General features: G+C 50.0%; 11 protein-coding genes. 5 read left to right on the top strand and 6 right to left on the bottom strand.

Features of this window, described 5'->3' with window-relative positions:
* Positions 1 to 11 precede the first annotated feature (11 nt).
* From OGX94_RS08630 to OGX94_RS08615, 4 genes are read right to left on the bottom strand one after another with little or no spacing between them, the layout of a single operon-like run.
* Positions 12 to 1,424 carry a CheR family methyltransferase gene (locus OGX94_RS08630; protein ID WP_063940965.1) on the bottom strand — a complete coding sequence of 471 codons (1,413 nt, stop codon included), beginning with the start codon at positions 1,422 to 1,424 and terminating at the stop codon, positions 12 to 14.
* On the bottom strand, positions 1,421 to 2,488 hold the full coding sequence (locus OGX94_RS08625; protein WP_257662038.1) for a chemotaxis protein CheB: 1,068 nt from the start codon (positions 2,486 to 2,488) through the stop codon (positions 1,421 to 1,423). Before OGX94_RS08625 ends, OGX94_RS08630 begins: the two co-directional genes overlap by 4 nt.
* The gene (locus tag OGX94_RS08620) at positions 2,485 to 4,575 is read right to left on the bottom strand and encodes a methyl-accepting chemotaxis protein (protein ID WP_257662039.1); all 2,091 of its coding nucleotides are present in this window, start codon (positions 4,573 to 4,575) and stop codon (positions 2,485 to 2,487) included. The genes OGX94_RS08625 and OGX94_RS08620 overlap by 4 nt, the downstream gene beginning before the upstream one ends.
* Before the next feature lie 45 nt (positions 4,576 to 4,620).
* Entirely contained in the window at positions 4,621 to 6,831 is a 2,211-nt protein-coding gene (locus OGX94_RS08615; RefSeq protein ID WP_063940963.1) for a sensor domain-containing phosphodiesterase, read from the bottom strand.
* 611 nt (positions 6,832 to 7,442) lie between these two features.
* Between OGX94_RS08615 and OGX94_RS08610 the strand changes: the two genes are divergently transcribed.
* Genes OGX94_RS08610 through lapD form a run of 5 tightly spaced genes read left to right on the top strand, consistent with a single transcriptional unit; the run spans position 7,443 to position 14,076 of the window.
* Positions 7,443 to 9,635, top strand: a complete 2,193-nt coding sequence (locus tag OGX94_RS08610; RefSeq protein ID WP_003825843.1) for a putative bifunctional diguanylate cyclase/phosphodiesterase — start codon at positions 7,443 to 7,445, stop codon at positions 9,633 to 9,635.
* Positions 9,628 to 10,560, top strand: a complete 933-nt coding sequence (locus OGX94_RS08605; protein ID WP_257662041.1) for a transporter substrate-binding domain-containing protein — start codon at positions 9,628 to 9,630, stop codon at positions 10,558 to 10,560. The genes OGX94_RS08610 and OGX94_RS08605 overlap by 8 nt, the downstream gene beginning before the upstream one ends.
* Positions 10,544 to 11,437: a transporter substrate-binding domain-containing protein gene (locus tag OGX94_RS08600; protein ID WP_003825839.1), complete on the top strand. Its 894-nt coding sequence runs from the start codon at positions 10,544 to 10,546 to the stop codon at positions 11,435 to 11,437. Before OGX94_RS08605 ends, OGX94_RS08600 begins: the two co-directional genes overlap by 17 nt.
* A gap of 2 nt (positions 11,438 to 11,439) precedes the next feature.
* Entirely contained in the window at positions 11,440 to 12,132 is a 693-nt protein-coding gene (lapG, locus tag OGX94_RS08595; protein WP_032934107.1) for a cysteine protease LapG, read from the top strand.
* A gap of 9 nt (positions 12,133 to 12,141) precedes the next feature.
* Positions 12,142 to 14,076, top strand: coding sequence for a cyclic di-GMP receptor LapD (gene lapD / locus OGX94_RS08590; protein WP_149281309.1), 1,935 nt, complete (start codon positions 12,142 to 12,144; stop codon positions 14,074 to 14,076).
* 77 nt (positions 14,077 to 14,153) lie between these two features.
* On the opposite strand, the gene OGX94_RS08585 is transcribed toward lapD, so the two are convergent.
* Both OGX94_RS08585 and OGX94_RS08580 read right to left on the bottom strand, forming a co-directional pair.
* Positions 14,154 to 14,429, bottom strand: a complete 276-nt coding sequence (locus tag OGX94_RS08585) for a hypothetical protein (protein ID WP_003825832.1) — start codon at positions 14,427 to 14,429, stop codon at positions 14,154 to 14,156.
* A gap of 62 nt (positions 14,430 to 14,491) precedes the next feature.
* The coding region (locus tag OGX94_RS08580) for an Ig-like domain-containing protein (protein WP_286569043.1) at positions 14,492 to 21,715 on the bottom strand (7,224 nt) is incomplete at its 5' end.

The raw sequence follows: 21,715 nt of genomic DNA, 5'->3' as shown, positions 1-21,715 counted from the left end.
AATCGCTCTTATTAGCCACTTTGATGGGCGAATTGCGCCAGTTGATGTTCACACAGGAAACGAAACGTATTGCCAGGAAATACCATTGGCAAACGCAGACGACAAACCGATGACGGATTGTTTATCTCGTCGTTCAGTAACTGCATCACCACACGATAAGTCCGTTGAGCAGGCTGGTATAACTCGCTTTGCCGGTACATTTCAGCCAGATAATAGTGTGCAGGCCAGTAGCCGGGTTCCTGATAAACCACCTGCTTGAACCAGGCGATGGCCTGCTGGGTCTGGTGTTGCCACATCATCGCCAGGCCGAGCAGCATTTTGGCCTCTGCCGACCACTCATCCTGGGCGAGGATCTGCTGTGCGTTTCCGGCTGTTTGAGAAAATTCACGCTGCTCGAGGGCAATAACGCCCTGGATCAGCAGCGCATCCTGATTACGGGGATCGTCACGTAATACACAGGCGATACACTTTTCAGCTTCAGAAAAACATTTTTCATCGAGGCTGGCGCGTGCTTTCTTCAGCCAGTCATTACTCTGCTGCGCCGTGGGCACCAGAGGAACCTGTTCAACCACCGCTCTCGACTGCGGAATGCGCACCGCAACTCTGGGGACAGGCACAACCCTTGCCGCTTCACTATGGTGGCAAAAATAGAAAATCCCCTCTTCCTGCTCCAGCTTCAGAATGTCGAAATTGTTAGCCAGCGTTTCCGCATTGCCAAAAAATAAGGCTCCCTGCGGTTGCAACATCTTCAGCAAATTACTGTGCAGCTCGCGACGCGTTGGCGTATCAAAATAGATGGATACATTGCGCAGCAAAATGATGTCCACTTCCGGCAGTAACTGTTCTTTTATAATGTTGGTGCGATGGAAGGAGACCTTCTCACGGATCTCGTCATGCAGCCGGTAGAGGTTTCCCGAGCGGGTGAAGTAGCGTTGCTGAATACTCGGGTCGACGCCACGAAACGAGTAGCTTGAATAGCAGGCGTTGCGGGCTTTTGCCAGGATTGCCGGGTCAATATCACAGCCGTAAATTTCGATGCGCTGGGCCATCCCGCCGAGGTATTTCTCATGCAGCTTGATCGCCAACGAGTAGGCTTCCTCTCCGGAAGAGCATCCGGCACTCAGAATACGCACCGGGCCGCTGCGCTGTTGCAACAGACGCGGGATCCATTTATCGCAGATTAAATCCAGCGTATCGCTTTCACGGAAAAAATAGGTTTCGTTAATCGTAATCAGCGTGATGAAACTATCAAACTCATTCTGCGAGCTACGCAGTTGTTCATAGTATTCATAGTAATCATTGATTTTTCGCTCGGCCATTCGCCGACCCAGCGCCGTTTTCAGCAATGCTTCCATGGCGTTATCGAAATGCAAACCGACCCGCTCTTTGATCAGGCGCGCATAGTCAGGAAGATTAGGGATCATGGCAATTTACTCTCAACATGCCCGTGGCAAGCCATCGAAAGCAGTACCGCAGCAAGACCATCCAGAGGGATCGTGCGGTGTATTAGTTGCTTGTCGATCGCGTTCTTATTCATACCGAATACCACCGAACTTTCTTCGTCCTGCGCCAGCGTTGTTCCGCCACGGCGGACAATAAGCTCAATGCCGCGGCAGCCATCGCTGCCCATGCCGGTCATAATCAGTCCGACGGCTTTTTCGCGAAACACCTCAGCCACCGACTCCAGCAACAGGTTGCAACTGGGATGGTAAACGTCGCTTTCCTGTCTTGGGATCGCCGCTAAACGCTGGTTGCTTTTGACGATCAGGTGCTGCTCCGGCGGCAATATATACACATACCCCGCTTCCACCCGATCGTCCTCCTGCGCCAGTCGCACCTTCAGATCGGTCACGCTATCCAGCCAATGCACCATATTTTTCGCGAAGCCATCGGCAATATGTTGGGCAATAAGTACCGGGCACGGGAACGTACCGGGTAGATCCTGCAACAGCTTACTGAGCGCCTGCGGCCCGCCCGTCGAACAGGCAATCGCCAGCACAAAGGGCCAGTCCTGTGGCGTTTTTACAACGTCTATCATCGGTCGTGCAGTGGGGATTACCGGTTCGCCTGGATAGCGTAATCCCTTGATATGTCGAATGACTTTCACACCGACCAATAATTCTACTTTACGATGCAAAGCATCCGTTGAGAGTGGTGAATCACTGCTATGGTGCAACACCGCCAACGCGCCACGGGAAATGTAGTCATCATCCCATTGATTCTGTGGACAAAATCTCATGACAAGGATCGGGATTGCGCTGGTTGCCATGATCGTTTCCACGATCTCGACGTTATCGGCGCTTGAGATATCCAGCGTCAGAATCAGCAGATCAGGCATCAGCTGTTGCAACAGTCGGATCGCCTGTCTGCGATGGGCTGCTTGCCCCACCACCTTAATGTGCGGGTGATCCTCCAGTTGCCTGACCAGCTCATTACGCGATGCGCTGCCCAGGTCGAGGATCAGCACCCGAATGTTGCTGCTATTCATGCATCTGTTTCCGTCAGTGTGAATGAGGACGAAGCCTCTTTCAGCGCTTTCGACAGTTGTGTCATATCCTGACTGACAACCAGAATGTCTTTGATAGATTGCGAGGTATAGTTACTGGCAACAACGATCTCACGCAGCGCCATCACCACCTGATTACTCGCCGTTTTCTGTTGCTGTGTTGATAGCGATATTTGCAGCGCTGCCGTCGAGGTTTGCTCGGCCGTAACAACGATATCGTTCAGGTGTTCGGCGCTGACTTTACAGGCAATTGCGCCCGCTTTAATGCTCTCGCCACCTTTTTCCGCGTTCAGCACCAGACGATTAATCGCGTTTTGGATCTCGCTGATCTTATTTTCAATTTCAACCGTCGATTCCGTCACCGAATCCGCCAGACGGCGGATTTCAGCCGCTACAACCGAGAAACGCTTACCGGCTTCCCCGGCGCTGGCAGCTTCGAGCGCTGCGTTAAAGGCGATAAGTTTCGTCTGATCTGCGACGCTGTTAATGATCACCATCACGCGACTGATTTCCGTCGACTTATTACCGAGCATCATGATTTCACGCATGTTTTGCTGATTGTCGGTATCAATATCTGTCATACGCATCAGCAATTGCGACATCGACTCGGAGCCTTTATTGCAATCCTCAAGCGTCTGGTTGGCAATATCCACAACCGCCCGCGAGTGTTCGGCTATCTGTGTCGATGAGGCAGACAACTCTTCCATGGTGGAGGTAATTTCAGCCACTGAAGATGAGGTTTCCACGCTGGTTGACGCCTGCCCATCGACCGCTTCGGTAATATGCAACGATGCCTGATGTACCGAATTTGCATGAGAAACCATACCGCCTACCAACGAGTGCAGACGCTGACGCATCATCTCTACCGCACTCAGCAGTTCGCCTATCTCATCGTGGTGATCGACCTGAACATCTACCGTTAAGTCACCTTCGGCAATGGTTTGTGCAATCCCCAGTACACGGTTTAATCGCCGCGAGATCAGGAAACGACTGGCCACAGCAATCAGCAGTAAAATGATGGGCAGCAACAGTGCGGTGAACAGCAGCAGACCGTTACGCACCAGATTGCTGCTCCTGGAAACATCATCAACGTAGCTGGTCGTAGCTATTATCCAATTTATCCCTTCAACATATTCATAAACGGCAATTTTGGTCTTGGGCAATGCGCCATAACCGCTCACCCAGTTGTAGTAAGTGATGCCATTCTTATGTTCGAGCATATCGGCAAACAGCTTAAAACCATTGGCATCAGTAATATTAATTGCCTGCTGGTTATTCAACGAGGGATGGACCAACATGCGACCGGGTTCAAATCCGGCATCCAGCACGTAGGCATAACCATCTTTACCAATATGCACATTCAACAAACGCTGAATGATCGGTTGCAAACTCTGTTTGACGTCGAAACCCACCGCGACGGCCCCCACCACCTGACCATATTTGTCAGCAATCGGTTCGTAGTGACTAATAAACTGTTTACCGAACAGTGTGACCACACCGGAAAAGGGTTTATTTTTCAAAAGCAGCGGCAACGCCGGATTATCATGCCCTAGTGCTGTTGCCGTTGCCGTATTGCCTGAACTCGCCAGTAACGTACTGCTGACACGTACAAATTGCTCGCCTTGCAGAATAAACGTACTGGCAAATACGCTGGTTAACTCGGTGAAATGTGAGTTGGTATTCGGGTTGCTCAGCACCGCTTTTAATTCAGTAGAGTCCATATAACGCAGCGGTTTATTGGCAACGTTTTGATAATTATTAATATAAACATTGCTGTAATGTTCCGCATCGCGAGTCACACGCTGAAATTCGTTAGAAATACTGTTGTGGAATATCCGCGTGTTGGTTTTAATCATCTCCAGCGCATTGACCTGCAATTCTCTGGAAAGATAAGACGATAATATAAAAGAGGCGCCAATCAGCAACGTTGCGATACAAACAACCAAAATCATACCGAGCTTCATCGCCACACCGGGATGGATGTTGTGCAGCCAGGACAATAGTCGAGCGCGCGGTCCCTCACTAGTGGTATTCGCCGTTCGATTTTTTACTTTAATAATGTCACTCATGATTTTTATTCTCTACCTGAGAAGAAATTACTCTTTTTTTGGTCATCAGGAGCTAGCGCCCTGTGATTCGAGCGTGAACAGCGGCGTAGGTTTGCCAATGTGATATCCCTGTAACCAGCCCACATTCATTTTTTCCAGACAGGCCTGAATAGTGGCGTTCTCGACAAATTCAGCGACCACCTGCATTTTTTTCATTTCAGCAACGCGGCAAAATGACTCAACGATGTAGTAACTAATTTCACTTTCGGTGATCCGTCGAATAAACGAGCCATCTATTTTCAGGATATCTGCTTCGATGTTCATCAAGCGCGCATGACTCGCAAACCCGGTGCCAAAGTCATCAATTGCCACCCGACATCCCAGCTGACGTATTAAACGTAGCGTTTCCACGGTTTGTTCTTTGTCTGATAACGTATCTGCTTCCGTTATTTCAAAAATAATCCGCTGTGGCTCCACCGCGTAGTCGTGCAGGAGTTGGGTGATCTTCATGACAATATTTGAACGACATACCGTCACCGGTGCCAGGTTAATAGAAAAACAATGCTGCGGGTGGTTACGCATAAATTTGAGGGTATTTTCGATAACCCAGAGATCGATATCCGGTGCCAGCCCCGCATCATGAGCAACCGGCAGGAAACTGTTCGGTGGAATAAATTCACCCCGTTCATTAAGCATACGGATCAATATTTCATGATACGGCGCTTCACCGTGGGTACTAACTATTGGCTGTGCCATCAGGACAAACGCATTGTTATCCAGCGCATTTTGCAGCGCAGTGCGAATTTCCGTTTTATCAACAATGTGGTTGCCAAGGATCCGGCTATGCTGCGCCTCAAGGTTTTCCGGCCTGCCGTTGGTGAGTGATAAACCCGCCACCATGCCCAGTTTCCCCACCAGCTGATAAATGTCATCACTCAGATCGTTAATCAGGCAATAGCCCAAACCACTGCGAAAACCCAATCGATGGTTGTTGTAAAAGAGACGAAAACTGTTGGCGGCCTGATACAGATCGCATAGCCGCTCCCAGGTGCCATTTTCCAGCCGGATGAGCAGATCATAACCCGCGTGGTAATAGACTTTCTCGCTTTTCACCAGATGTCTGCGCAAATGCTCAGCAAGGATCTTCTGGTAGCGGGCGCGGAAATGAAAACCATAGCGACGCGAAAAAAGCTCCAGCTCAGGGATCTGTATCAGACATACGGTCGCGCGTTCAGTGGTAAATAGCTCCGTCTTCAGCGCCCGTAAATTTGCCATGCCTGTCATCGGGTCAGTCAGCCCCAGCAGCAGCGCCTGGTTAAAGCGCTGACGGGTAAATTTTGCCAGTACCCCCATGATCACAATGGTGAGTGAAAAGACAAAGATCAACGTCGAAACCAGCGCCTGATGCAGCATGAAGTTAACATCGCTGGCGATATAGCTGTCGTTATGTTTGCCTAAGATGATTAATACGATCGTCCACACCAGCATTGTGAACAAGTGGCCAATCTTGATTGCTCCCCATAACATCAACGGGAATAACAGGATCAGGCTATAGATAGAGAAAAAAACATCCAAATTATCCGGTGATGTTAAGAAAAACATCAGAAAAAACAGCAAGATGCACCAGGACGCAACGCCGTAGACGCCGATATTGCCTTTACACTGTTCGGCAATGGCCCGCAGAAAGGTCAACAAGAAAGACGGTCGACGAATGATGCGGTAAATCTTGTAAAATAAAGGGATCCCCGTCAGGCAACCGTTGATGATCCCCTGAATACGTACCAGCATGCCCAGACTCAACGCCGGAATGTTATCCACATCGGGGCGTTGTCCGTGGGCGACAAACATTGCAAAGAGTTTGCTGAACACCAGATACAGCAGGACGTTGTAGCCACAAAGCCAAACCAGGCGATTAAAGCTAATTTTGATGCGACCAAAGCTAACGCAGCTGCGTCTGCCGGTGAATTTGCGGTACGCTGCATAACTTAAGGTCGACGCGATGATCAGGCACAACGCATCTACCCGTTCATTTTGCGGACCGACCACAAACATGACCGTCAGGAACAGAAGAAATCCCGGCAACACCCGAAAACCAAACAAGACCAATGCGGCAGAAAATACGGCTAGCTTGAGATCGTAAACTGTTAAAATAGTATTATTGAGAACGCTGTAACCGTTAAGATATTGTGCCAGCGGGTAAAAAAGGCCAGGTAAGACAAGTGGCAGGCACCATTCCCGAATGTTTTTTATCGTGTTTGAATTTATTATTGCGTCCAAATCAATTTATCCGCTATGCACTATACCAATAGGACTTTAATCCAGACTCGAATGTCACAAACAAATCCTTTTGGGTCAGCCGATGAACCATAGCAAAATTGTCAACATTGACCGCGCACTGAGAAAATAAAATAAGGTTCTATAATGAAGAGAGCATATTATTCATATCAAATCAGGAAATAAATACCCATTTATAGACAAAAATGGACATCCTGTGGGGATGAAATCACTAAAACACCTGTCCAAAAAACCGCTAATTCATTGATGTTTCGCAAAAAACAAAAAAAACCTTTGTCAGTTCATCAACACCTCCAACCAGTACGTATAAAAAATCTTCTCAAGCACCATGAATGTCAACATTAATATCCTGAAAGGGGCATTCAGAAAATGTATTTTTATGTACACTTTTTCCTATTGACGAAAAGAGCAGCGTTATCTATATTCGCATACCGTTATTTTTGTCATTACTCGCCATGGTTCAATGTTAGTTATTTGTTACGTCATTACGTTTCACATCATTCATCTACTTATTTGCAACAATAATATTCCATCAAGTAATAACAGAAATTAATTTTAGCACCGAATAATCTTTTCAGGAATTAACATAATCCGTGGCAAAGTCTCTGTTTTCCCTTAAAGCAATAAAAGGGTGGCAACATTCAATCACTGGCAAAATAACGCAATTCTTGCTGGCGGGTATCGTTATTGCGTTTAGTGCTGGCGCGTTTACCAACTGGAGCCTGATAGATAACTTTTCTTATCAGCAGTGGGTGCAACGGGCTGAGGCGAATGCACAGATTATGACCTACATCATCCGCAACGTGTATACCACCGTTTCGGTCGAAACCAGCGATGCAGGGCAGATATCCCGCATTGTCTCCGACAGACAGATTGGTGACACCGACTCTATTATGCAAACCGGTTATAACCCGGTTGACGTTCTGGCACTGGCATCAGTACAGACCCATAGCCCCACCTGGTTGTTTCTGTATACGCCGGAGAAAGGGTTTGTTGGCATCAACAACAAGTCAGAAGAGGGTGATGGGATCATTTCTTTCCCCGGTCGTCTGCCGCGCGATGTGCTAGGTAACTACTATGTTGGCTTCGCCCAAATTAATGGCGAAGAGTGCTTTATCAGCGCCGTTCCTATTCTGACGCCTTCAGGTGAGATCCTCGGTAGCCTGATTAGCAGCATTGGAAAAAAAAGCGATCTCTACGCCACCTACGATGCGATGCTGAAAAAAAGCAGTATCATTTTTGTCCTGATTTTGCTGGTAACGCTGGCACTGGTCACGATGTTTATGCGCCGTTTATTCCGTCCGGTTCCGCTGCTGATTAACTCCCTTACCCGCATCGCCCATGAAGAGACGGACTGTATAACACCCTATCTTGATCAGGACGATGAGATTGGACATCTGGCCGGGGCGATTGAAAAATTGCGCGTCGCCATGAAAGAACGCGGCTATCTGCAACGAATGCATGAAATGTCGCAAAAGATGGAGCATATGGCCCATCATGATTCACTGACCGGATTGCCCAACCGCGTTTCGTTTGGCCAGGCGTTAGATAAACGCGTCAGTGAAATCCATCAGGACGAAAAACCATTTAACCTGCTGTTGATTGACCTCGACAACTTCAAACCAGTAAACGACACCTTTGGTCATAAAGCGGGCGATGAGCTGTTAATCAGCGTTGCCCAGCGCCTGCAGCTCTTGCTGGGACCTAACGATATCGCAGCGCGTCTGGGCGGTGATGAATTTGCCATTCTGCAACATGTCAGCGATAACGCCATCAAAGAAGCGAATCGGCTGGCGAAGCGAATTATTCGTGCGCTGAGCACCCCGTTTACCTGGAGCACGCATACTTTTTCCATCAGCTGCAGTATCGGTATCACCACCGCGCCGTATCAGGGCAATAATACCTCGACGTTGATGATCAATGCCGACCTTGCCATGTACGCCTCAAAACATCATGGCCGTGGTTGCTTCCATTTCTTCGAAGACGGCATGGTGATGAAGCATACCCACAGCCTATTTATTAATCAGGAAATCATCGATGGTATTGATAACAAGGAATTCGAGCTTCATTACCAGCCAATCATCAATCTGGAAGATGAAAGCGTGTATGGCTACGAATCGCTGATACGCTGGAATCATCCCACCAAGGGTCTGATTTACCCTGATTATTTTATCAACATCGCCGAGAACTCCGGTCTGATTGTCCGTTTGGGCGAATGGATTATTCGTCAGTCCTGTGAAGCCGCTGCCAAATGGCCGGAACGTATCAGGGTAGCCGTCAATATCTCGGCCTACCAGCTGCACAGTCCGGGGCTGGTTGACGTTATCAAAGATGCGTTACGCATCAGTCAACTTTCAGCCGAGCGCCTTGAAATAGAAATTACTGAATCCGAAAAGCTGGATAAGTCGATTGCCTTACCCGTGCTGCAAGAGATTCGCTCTCTGGGCATTGAAATCGCGATGGATGATTTAGGCACCGGCTACGCGGCACTGGATTATCTGCTGATCTATCCTTTCACTCGCATCAAGATTGCGCGCACGCTGGTCGACAAGCTTCAGCAAGATAATGCCAGTCAGTATTTGATTGTGATGCTGATTCAGTTTGCCCATAAGTACAATATGTCTGTCACCGCTGAAGGAGTAGAAACCGCGCAGCAGCGTGACATTCTGCGCGACATTGAGTGCCAGAATGTCCAGGGCTATTTCTTTAGCTATCCGCTGCGCGAGCGTGAAGTGCTTTCCGCATTTGCCAAAGAGGTCATTGAAGAAGGACTGTGCAATGTCTGACTTCTTTCACCCGGTAAAGCGCATGTTGACGGTTTTTGCCCTGTTAATAGCGTTAGCAACGCCATGCTTAGCAGGCTCTCCCCTGCCGATACACACGCTGGAGCAGATCGCCAGCAAGAAAAGTATTACCCTTGGTTATCAGGATGATGCGTTTCCTTTCTCATGGCAGAATGGCAACGTACCTGCAGGCTATTCCATTGATATTTGCAACAATATCGTCAGCGCGCTCAAGACAAAACTTCAGCTTAAAAAGCTGAAGGTCGAGTGGGTAAAAGCTAACTCGGCATCGCAGTTTGTCCTGATTAAAAATCACATGGCTGACATCATGTGTATCCCGGCTTTTTATTCGAAAAGTCGCCACAGCATTAGCGAGTTCTCGCTGCCGTTTTATTTTTCAAGCACCCGCTTCGTCATGCGTAAAAATGAAAGCAACGACAATCTGGCAGAGCTTTCCGGACATAGCGTACTGGTAAAAAGCGGCACGATATACGTTGAGCAACTGCAAAAAGTGAATGCCGCCAATGACCTGGATATTAATATTCAACTCGATACCAACAACATTACCGCCTTCAATGAACTGAAGAATGGTGAGTATTCTGCACTGATCTCCAGTACGGTTTTACTCAAAGGGATGATCGCGCAAGCGCCTAATCCTGATGACTATGAACTTTCCGATATTGCGCTCAGCACCCCGCTACCGGCGGGCTTGTTACTACCGTTACACGATAAAGAATTTAAAGAATTTGTTGATGACACGCTCTCTTCCCTGATGATCAGCAACGAATTTACTGCGCTGTACAAAAAATGGTTTCAGTCACCGATTCCGCCGAAAGACATTAATTTAAACATTCCCATGTCAGATAACCTGAAAGCATTAACGTCTGCTAAAAAGAAGATCAGTTTTGATTATGAAAAATATAATTAATCGTGAGATGACAAGGGTGAAGCGTACGGCGCAATGGCTGTTTTTACTGGCGGGCCTCGTCATCTCCCCCGCACTGATGGCGCAACAGAACGCTGCGACGCTCGATCATATTCAGAGCAGCAGCGTGCTCAACGTGGGTTATCGCCAGCTGCCGCCATTTTCTTTTACTGACCACAATGGAAAAGTCACGGGTTATACCATCGCGGTATGCAACATGATTGCCGATAAGTTGCGCCAGTATCTGAAGCTCAACAATTTAACTATTCATTATATTCCCGTGAATTTTTCCGAACGTTTCTCCGCATTAAACTCGCGTAAAATAGATATGGACTGTGGCGTAAATACCAATGCGCCGGAGCGGACCTCCAGCGTGTCGTTTTCTGAAAACTATTACACCGCAAAGATGCGCATCATCTCTTTACGTAAAAATAATATACAGTCAATTGCCGATCTTAAAGGTCGCACGGTGAGTCTGACCGGAAGCTCAAAAGATTTGCTGGAATTTAATAAAGCAAACAGAGAGCAACACCTTAATATTTCAACGATTACCAGCACCACCATAAAGGGCGCATTTGAGAAGATGGCGCATAATGAATCTGCTGCTTTCTTTGTTGATGATATTCTGGCCTGGCCGCTAATTAATCATAGCGAGCAACCTGAACTGTTCAGCGTCTCTTCTGAGAGCATCGGCAATGATATGCACTATGCCATTATGATGAGGAAAAACGATCCGCAGTTTGTGACGTTTGTTAACAGTACGCTGAAAGATTTTTTTGCTTCGCCGGCCAACGTGCAATTACGTAAAAAGTGGTTGTCCCCCTGGTCCTGCGAAAAGCTGAAAAACCCGTCTCCGGGCAGTTGTCAGCATAGCCATTGAACATTATCCGCCGCTGCTTACGCCATCGCCTGCTGCGCCTGTGGAAAATCCCCGGGGCGCTGCTGCTATTGCTGTCAGTCCATTCGCTACGCGCGGCCTGGGATTTTGCCAATATTCAACAAAAGTCCGATGCGCTTTATGGCCCGGCTACACCAGAAGCGCAGCAACGAATCCGCGCCTGGCAACAGCTTCTGCTCCAGTTACGTAATGCTGACGAGCAAACGCAATTACGCGCTGTAAATCAATTTTTTAATGAGAAGATCCGCTATACCGAAGACATTGATGTCTGGCATAACGTCGATTACTGGGCAACCCCTATCGAGTCGCTGCGCAAAGGTGAGGCAGATTGTGAAGACTACGCGATCGCCAAATATTTCACCCTCCGCCAGTTGGGCGTATCCGAAGACAAACTTCGCATCACCTATGTTAAAGCCCTGCGTTTAAACCGCGCGCACATGGTGCTGACCTGGTACGCCACCCCTGAGGCGATTCCTTTGGTTCTCGACAGTCTGACCAGCACTATTTCTCCTGCGACGCAGCGCATGGATTTATTACCTGTCTACTCCTTTAACAACACCGGCCTTTGGCTTCCCGGCAATCAAAACAATAAACGCGTTGGGGACAGCAAGAGGCTTTCTCGCTGGCAGCAAGTTTTCACAAAAATGCGGGAAGAAGGCTTCCCGATGGATAAATAGGAATCGCCCGTGTCTCTTTTTAAACAGTTACTTCTGGCAATCTCTCTCTTTATGATGGTTGTGTTCAGCGGCAATTTTATTGTGACGCTGGAGAGTTCTCGCAATCAGTCCAATAACCAGCTTCTTTCACATGCCCAGGATGCCGCAACGGCGCTAGGCGTTTCGCTAACGCCCAACGTCAACGACCCGGCAATGATCGAGCTGATGGTCAGCTCCATTTTCGATAGCGGTTACTACAAAAAAATCCGCATCGTCGATCTGGCAAACGGCAAAATAATGCTTGAGCGTAGCGCGGTAGCGACAATTCCCAACGTCCCCGCTTGGTTCGTCGATCTGGTGGATGTCACCCCGCAAACTGGTGAAGCAACGATTATGCGCGGTTGGCAGCAGGCTGCTCGCGTGGAAGTGACCAGCGATCCTATCTTTGCTGTGCAGCGTCTGTGGGACAATACCTTAGGTAATCTGCTGTGGATGCTGTCCTGTAGCCTCGCCTGCTTAATCGCCGGCAGTTTGCTGCTACGCAAACTGCTGCGCCCGCTCAATTACATGGCAAAACAATCCGAAGCTATTACCCGTCGCGAGTTTCTGACACTCCACGAGTTACCCAAAACGCCGGAATTACGCCGCGTTGTAGGCGCCATGAATTTAATGGCAGCTAAGCTTAAATCGTTATTTGAAGAACAAGCTATCTACAGCGAACGCTTGCACAATGAAGCTTATCTCGACAGCCAGACCGGGGTTGCCAACCGCCGGGCATTCGATATGCAGCTCCAGGCGCGACTGAGTGATACCGATACGGCACCAGGATATCTGATGCTGGTTCGCGTTCAGGATTTAGGTGGCCTGAATCAGCGCTTTGGCGGACCGCATACTGATAAGCTGTTGCTCAACATCGCCAACCTGCTGAACGCGCACAGAGAAAAGTATGCCCCTCTCGACAGCACGCTCGCCCGCATTCGTGGCGGTGAGTTCGCCCTACTCTGCCCTGGCGTCACACATGGTGAGATGTTGGATTTATGCAATTCGCTGTGCCAAAAACTCACGGCCTTTTACGCCACCGGAATGTCAGACCAACAGCCGGTTGCCTATACCAGCATGGTGCCATTCAGCGCCGGAGAAAATGCTCAGTCATTGCTGATCCAGGCCGATCGCCTGCTGGTTGAAGCGGAAACACACACCAACCATCAGGTCGTTCCCACCACTGAAATACCTGCGGCTACAGAAGATCAGCATTTGTGGTTTGTTCGTCTGGAGCATGCGCTGGCAAATCAACAGTTCCAGCTGGTTTATCAGCCGGTGGTCGATTGCCGCCAGCCGGATAAAATCCTGCATTACAAGGTGCTGTCGCGCATTATTGATGAGCAGGGTAACGCTATTACCGCGGGGCGGTTCTTGCCCTGGATCCACCGCTTTGGCTGGAGTCATCGACTCGATAAAGTCATGTTGAAGCTCACATTGAACCAGTTGAAAACCGCGCCTGGAAAACTAGCGTTGAGTATTTCTGGCAGTTCTGTCGCCAGCGCGACCGCCATTGCAGACCTGCTCAATCCGTTACGGTACTCACCGAAATTAGCCAGCAAACTGATTCTGGAACTGGATGAAAATCAGTTACCAGGCCCCCATCAGATGGCGGCATTTGTTAAAGCCGTAGGTCAGCATCGCTGCGCGCTGGGACTGCAACACTTCGGTAGCCGTTTCGATATGATCGGTCATCTGTCGCAATGGGGTCTTGCCTATCTGAAAATCGATAGCAGCTATATCCGCAAAATTGATGAGGAAAATGATAAGCGTTTGTTTATTGAAGTATTGTGCAGTGCCACGCGCAGTATTGATTTGCCGCTCATTGCCGAACGTGTTGAAACGGAAGGTGAGCTTATGGTGCTGCAAGAATTAGGGATTGATGGAGCAATGGGGCAATTATTAGGTGAGCCCGCGCCATTGTGATAAAACTGGCGTCTTGATACGCCTTTGTATAGCCGGATGGCGCTACGCTTATCCGGCCTACAAACTACCTGCATCAGCTAAAATATACGATCATCGTTGCCAAGCAGTTGTTCTAACCCGCCAAGTTCCTGGCGCGCGTTCGCGCGATTCATTAATTTAACCTGCGCCATCGGCGGAAGATCGGTAATGGCAATCACGCCTTTACGGATCAACAGGTAAATCAAATCGTCGAGCACGCGAACCATCTCCAGGTCGCTTTTTTGCAGCATCGCTAAAGCCTGCTGGTTGTCATTTTCAGGACTTTTTGCCACGCCTTCTGCCTGCACGTTTGCAGCAGATGAATCAGAATTCATATCAGTGCCTTTTCATTTTGCATGATGCTGCTGCCCTGTTTACACAGGGCAGCAGGCAATCGTTAGTGAGTGTGGTTTTGATCGGGTTTAGCTATCAGGTGATCCAACGAGTAGGTCGGAGAATGCAGATCGCCGCTTGTCGGAGTCGACAGCGCGGTATCTATTCCATGCGCCACTTTTGCCGGACTGGCGATCAGGTGATGATCGCCGCCGCTTTGAATGTACTTCGCAATATCCACGCCTTCATGCAGTTCACGCGCCAGATCGCTGAGATCGACTTTTTCAAGCACGCCCTTCGCCTTATCGTCAGCGCTGAGAACCGCTGTCGCCTGACCGTGTCCGGTCGCTGCTGGTGCGTAAGACAGAGATAATGCGTTGTCATCGAACAGATTGTGCAGCGCATGTTGCATCGCAGCATGATTCCCTTTATCCACCGTATGCCCTTTCACTGGCGTGGGATCGTCCATCGTCACGTTCAACGTTTGGCTATAAGGCGTAATATTACCGTGGTTATCATGCGCCTCGACCAATACGTTCACGCGGTTATGGCCTGCCCGGAATACGGAGGTATCGGCCTCAATGTCATAGGTCAGCCCATTATTGCCCTGATGAAGAATGGCATCGTACTGATGACCATTTACCAGCGCTTTAATATGATCGCCATCATTCACATCACCGCTCACGCTGCCGGTAATATGCGTGAAGGTATCGTGTGACTCCGCACGCGAAATATGATTATCCCCGGTAACCTTATCGACGATAAGCGTGGCGTTTGCCTGTTGATCAACCGAATAGCTGTGGGACGTTGTCTGTGAATATGGGTTGCCCGGCGTATCATGACCTTTAACCTCAACCGAAAATGTGGTGTTCACTTCCATGATATGACTGTCCACATCAACGTGATAAACCCGATCGCCATTGCTCAGCGTAACTACCGAACCGCTAAATTCCTGACCGCCAATTTTTAATTTGATCGAATCCCACACATTCACATCACCACCAAGAGGCCCGGTTACCCTCACCGTCGCGCCCTGGAGTTCCTGATGATTCAGGACGTTATCCTGGGTGACATTATCAATACCCATCGTTCCCACAGCGGTTCTGTCGATGGTAATAGTCTTATCGATATCGACCTTATCGCGGTTACCGGCGTCGTCATGGGCGATAACGTGAGCAAGGATCTTTTGATCGTGAATCAGGTCAGTCGTACTGGCATCTACGCTAAATACCTTCTGACCGCCGCTATTTTTCACATCAGCAACCAGATCTTTACCATTAACGGTGATGGTCACCTGATCGCCAACATCCACGTCCCCGGTCACATAGCCGCTGATGGTGGTTTTCGCATGCTGAGTTTCAGCATTATTCAGCACATCATCGACTGATACCTTATTCAGCACGATGCTGGCATCGACATGCGTGTCGATAGTGACCGTTTTGTCGCTCACGGCATGCATTGGGTTCAACGCCGAATCCTGACCTTCCACACTCACATGGATAGTAGGGTCATTTTGCAGCCCAACCGTACTCACCATCGCTTTGTAGCCCAGCTGCCCGTTCATATGCGGCAGCTCAATGACTCGCGTATGTACTGTGACGCCATCGACGAGAATGGCGACTTTATCACCGAGATGCACATCCCCATCGACCTGACCGCTGACCTCAACGGTTCCATCTTTTACCTCATCAGCATTGATAATATCGTCGCCGCCGACGGTGTTGATGGTCACACTGCCGCTTGCCGTTTTATCAATCGAATAGTCCTGCGTGAAGCTGGCTGGCTGCACGTTACCGTGATCGTCATATCCTATAACGGTGGCAACAATGGTGTGATCGGCCAACAGGTCTTTGGTATAGATATCAACGGAGTAGCGATGATTATTATCGACAGTCGCCGCATAAGGGTTTCCGTTAACCGTCAGAGTCACCTTATCACCCGGGTGCACATCTCCTGAGACCGAGCCCGCTACGGTCATCTTATGCAGCTGCGATTCGTGCGCGTTCAGCACATTGTCATCGGCAATTTTATCAATCGTAACGCTCGCCTTCGCGCTCAGATCGACCACGACATTGCTGTTAGCAGAGGCACTCCCCAGGTTACCATGATCATCCGTCGCCAATACCGTCGCGACAACATGTGGATCATTGTGCAGATCGTTGATACTGACCTTCGTCGACCAGGCCCAGTGGCCGTGTTTATCATCATGCACTACCGCAGTAAGCGTATTGCCATTGACCTGCAGGCTCACCACGCTGCCGTCATGGATCCCTTCACCACTTACCGTGCCGCTGATGGTTGTTTTACCGCTTTGTGCTTCAGCAGCATTGATAACATCATCACCGGCAACCTTATCCATCGTTACCAGCAGCGGGTTTTCCGTATCGACGGTGATGGTTTTCTGCACCGAATCTGTCGCTGTTCCCACCTTGATGGAGACATCAAACGTTGGATGCGCCTGCAGTTCACTCGTCGGCACATCCACTTCGTATGCCAGCTGTCCCGGCATCGTTGGGATAGTCATGACGTGCCCGGTGTACTGCACATGATCTATGGTGACAATAACATCGTCCCCGGCCTGAACGTCCCCGGTGACCAGACCACGAATTGCCGTCGTTCCTTTTTGCGCTTCATCGTGGTTGAGAACGTCATCGCCCGCCACTTGATCAACGGTGAGATGCACGGTCGGTTGGTGAGGTTGTGTTGTTACTGTACCCGTTGAAGGAGGCGTTACCACTGGCGGGGTAGTGAAACCGTAAGGGGTATTACCGATCACTGGCGTATTATGCAACCAGGGCAAATCGATAAATTTATGCTCTGTCGCCGTGGCTATATTGCCATGATCGTCGTGGGTGGTGATAGCAACGGTAATATTGCCATCATCGTCAAAATTGTCTGAGCCGATATTTGTCTGATAACCGAGTTTCCCATCCGGTAAATAAAACACGTCGGTGGTAATAGAAGTCCCATGGCCCACAGTAATAGTCACATGATCGCCACGAACTGCATCGGGATCGACATGCCCGGTTACCGTGATGTAGTCCGGCCTGCTACCAGGCCCCAGATCGTTCGCAACGGTCATACCCGGTGGTATCGAGCTGAAAACGGCATCAATGGTAATCCCGGCATCTGCCGTGGTGTCGATCACCACTGGTCGGTCATCTGTCGCGCGAGCGATGTTGCCTGCATCATCTTTGGCCGTTACTTCAGCATGAATATTCGGATCCATGAGCAGATCTAAGGTCGAAACCTTAGTACTGAATACATGCTGACCGTTTTGATTTTCCACCCGCGCAAAATAGGTCTGATGGTTGATGGTCAGTTCAACCATATCACCGATTTTGACATCCCCGCCCACCGTCCCGGTGACGGTGGTTTCTGGGTTCAGGGCTTCATCGTGGTTGATCACCGCATCGCCATCATTGGTCACGATGGGGTCGATCTGCACTGTTGCGTCAATTTGATCGTCAATAACCACAGTACTATGCGCATCTGCCGTCGCGTTATTACCTGCCGCATCGGTAGTAGTGATGGTTGCAGTAATATGCGGATCGTTTTGCAGCCAATGCGTATCCACCTTGATGGAGTACCCCAACGTTCCCAGATTTGGCAGATCCACCACTGTAGCATCAACCATATGGCCACCAATATTCAGGTGCACCACATCATTAATTTTCGCATCGCCACCGACCGTGCCGCTAACAACTGTCGTGGTTTGCCCCAATTCAATCTTATTCAATACATTGTCGCCCGTTACCGGATCGATGGTGATTGAGGCCAGGGCTTCAGCATCCAGCGCAACGGTATGATGCGCTGTAATTTGTGTTTGGTTCAGGGCAGCGTCCGTGATATCCATGGTAACGCTGATATGCGGATCGGCAACCAGATCGGCTGTGGCAACCGGAATGTGGAAGCCCATCTGCTGATTGCCGCGATCCTCCACGACACCGGAATAGTTGTGGCCGTTGATGGTCATGGTGAATGGATCGCCCGGATGAACTTCACCGCTCACCGTACCACTCACTATCGTATAGCCATGCATTTGCTCAGCAAGATTCAGCGTATTATCCGGCGTCACGGCATCAATGGTGATCTGCGCCTCCACACGGGTATCGATAATAACCGTGGTTTCTGCATTGGCCGTGGCCGGGTTGCCCGCACCATCGGTGGTGCTTACCGTCGCGGTTAAATGCGGATCGGAGATAAGGTCGGCAGTACTGACTTTAATGCTGTAGCTGAGAACTCCGCCCCCCACATCGTATACTTTCCCTGTAAGGACGTGACCATTGACGGTGAGATAGACAACATCATTAACGTGAACATCACCACCCACTCTCCCGGTTACATACGTGTATGGCTGTTTTGATTCATCACCATTAATCATGTTGTCATCGGTGACGGGATCGATCGTCAGGATAGCCTTGGCATGTAAATCAACCACCAGGTCGTGCGTTATTTCTGCTTTCTGGAAATTATGCACAGTATCTTCGCCGACTACGCGGGCAACGATATGCGGGTCTTTGACCAGATCGCGGCTCAGAACGTCCAGCTTATATCCCAGCGCATTGTTATGTTCCGGGAGTCGCTGAACGGTTGTATCGTAGGTATGCCCATGTACGATAATCTGAACTTTATCCCCAACATGCACATCGCCCCCAACCGTCCCCATCACCTCAGTAAGGTGTTTCGCGGCTTCTGCGCCGTTCAGCTTGTCATCGCCCGCCACCGTATCGACGGTGATTCTGGCTCCGGCATGGTTATCAATATGTACGTCATGGGTTGCGGTGGTAATGATCTCATTTTGCACCGCATCGTGGGAGATAATCGTGACGCTCACGGTCACGTTTTTATCCTGGGTGCCTTTGTTATCGCTGAACGCCGTTGATTTGACCGGGACCTGATAACCTAACTGACCGCCGCCAAGATCAATCACCTTGCCGTTAAACGTCTGGTGATTGATTTCTACGATCACCGCATCGCCAACCTGCGCATCACCATCCACCTTACCGCTGATGAGCTGCATCGGTGTATCCAACTCTAAGTGGTTGAGCGTGTTATCGTCAGTCACATGATCAATAGTCACAGTGCTGTGCGCCTGGGTATCCAGCGTAACGGTTCGATGCTCCACCGCCACTGCCTGATTGCCCGCAGCATCGTGGCTGACCAGCTTAACCATTACGTCGTTGCTGCCTTCCTGCAACACACCTGTTGGAACAAACACTTCGTAGCGCAGAACGCCGTGATCGTTAACTACCGTGCCGCTAAAGTCCTGATTATGTCCCTGTACGTGGATGGTCACCACATCGCCCACTTTGGCATCCAGGCCTTTCGCGATACCGCTAATCAGCGTCGGCATGCGGTTTTCAATGGCGTTCACCACATCATCCGATGCCACCACATCAGTCGTCACCACGTTTTTGGCAAAGTTATCAATATGAACTTTATGGCTATCGGTAGCGATGGCGAGGTTCCCCGCCGCGTCATGAGAGGTGACCGTGACGTGCACGTCGACATCCGTCAACACATGGACGCCATTGTTCGCAAAGGCCGATGAGTCCACATCAATGCGGTAACCCAGATGCCCGTTACCAAGGTCAATGACCTGGCTACCGTACTGATGGCCATTAACTTCCAGCTGAATGGGATCGCCGACCTTCGCATCTTCACCATCAACGATGCCGGTAATGCGCTGAGTCGCCGCGGACAGTTCCTGGTAATTGATAACATTGTCTGTAGCAATGTTATCCAGCGAGATGGTGTTTTGCGCATGAGTATCAAGAGTGATAATACGGTGCGACTCACTGGTCACTTCATTGCCCAGCGCGTCATGGCTGACTAGCGTCGCGACCACCGCGTTCTTTCCTTCATGCAAGGTTCCATGCGGCAGAACCACTTCATAGCGTAACTGACCGTTATCGTTGATCACCGTGCCGTTAAAGTCTTGCCCATGAACGCTTATTTTTACCGCATCGCCCACTTTGGCATCGCCACCGGCGACGATGCTAATAATCGTCGGCATCCGGTTTTCACTGGCGTTCACCACATTGTCCGTCGCCACTGCGTCAATCTTAATGGTGTTTTCCGCGTAGTTATCGATATGAACTTTATGGGAATCCGTCGCGATCGCCAGGTTACCCGCGGCGTCATGAGAGGTCACCATCGCGGTAATTTTCACATTCGCCAGCACATGGCCGTTGTTATCAGCAAATGCTGAAGAATCTACATCGATGCTATAACCCAGCTTACCGCGACCAAAATCAATCACCTTACCGCTGTACTGATGGCCGTTTATCTCCAGTAAGACCGGATCGTTGACCTTTACATCCTCACCACCAACGAAACCGGTAATAGTCTGTTTAGCTGCAAGGAGTTCCTGGTAATTCAATGTGTTATCGGCAGTGACATCATGTATGCGGATAGTATTGTGCGCCTGGGTGTCCAGCGTAACGGTGCTATGCGATTGCGCGGTGACTTCATTCCCCACCGCATCATGGCTGACCAACGTCACCTGCACATCATTTTTACCTTCCTGCAGTGTGCCGACCGGCACCGCCACTTCGTAGCGCAGTTCGCCGTTAATGTGAACGACTTTGCCGGTAAAATCCTGCCCCTGCACGCGAACGGTCACCGGGTCGTTGACGGCCGCATCGCCACCAACGGCACCGCTGATCAGCGTGGTCATCCGGTTTTCAATGGCGTTGACCACATTGTCCGTCGCCACCGTGTCGATATGTACGCTGTTTTCCGCGAAGTTATCGAGATGCACGTCGTGGCTGCTGGTGGCTATCGCCAGGTTGCCCGCCGCATCGTGTGAGGTGACGCTGACATGGACCGTCACCTCTTTCAGCACATGACCGACGTTGTCAGAGAACGCCGCAGAATCCACCTCGATGCGATAACCGAGGGTATTTTTCCCGGTATCAATCACCTGGCCGTGATACTGGTGGCCGTTAATCTCCACCAGCACCGGGTCGCCCGCTTTTGCATCTTCCCCGCGAACGTTCCCGGTAATCGTCTGCTTCGCCGCCGACAGCTCAGTAAAGTTCAGGGTGTTATCGGCGGTGACGTCATGAATATTGACGGTGTTATGCGCTTTGGTATCCAGCACTACGGTACGGTGCGCCAGCGCGGTCACTTCGTTACCCGCCGCATCGTGGCTGACCAGCGTCACCACCACCGCATTTTTACCTTCCTTCAGCGTGCCGACCGGCACCGCCACTTCGTAGCGCTGCTCGCCGTTGATGTTGACGACTTTGCCGGTAAAGTCCTGCCCCTGCACGCTGACGGT

Source organism: Citrobacter sp. Cpo037, assembly GCF_030332945.1.
Taxonomy (GTDB): domain Bacteria; phylum Pseudomonadota; class Gammaproteobacteria; order Enterobacterales; family Enterobacteriaceae; genus Citrobacter; species Citrobacter portucalensis.
Note: the sequence above shows the minus strand (reverse complement) of the source record. Positions and strands in the feature narration are given on the sequence as shown.

What these genes read in the sequence shown, in the direction of transcription:
- OGX94_RS08600 (WP_003825839.1), top strand. Translation starts at nt 10,544, where the DNA reads ATGAAAAATATAATTAATCGTGAGATGACAAGGGTGAAGCGTACGGCG.
- OGX94_RS08605 (WP_257662041.1), top strand. Translation starts at nt 9,628, where the DNA reads ATGTCTGACTTCTTTCACCCGGTAAAGCGCATGTTGACGGTTTTTGCC.
- OGX94_RS08625 (WP_257662038.1), bottom strand. Translation starts at nt 2,488, where the DNA reads ATGAATAGCAGCAACATTCGGGTGCTGATCCTCGACCTGGGCAGCGCA.
- OGX94_RS08630 (WP_063940965.1), bottom strand. Translation starts at nt 1,424, where the DNA reads ATGATCCCTAATCTTCCTGACTATGCGCGCCTGATCAAAGAGCGGGTC.
- OGX94_RS08620 (WP_257662039.1), bottom strand. Translation starts at nt 4,575, where the DNA reads ATGAGTGACATTATTAAAGTAAAAAATCGAACGGCGAATACCACTAGT.
- OGX94_RS08585 (WP_003825832.1), bottom strand. Translation starts at nt 14,429, where the DNA reads ATGAATTCTGATTCATCTGCTGCAAACGTGCAGGCAGAAGGCGTGGCA.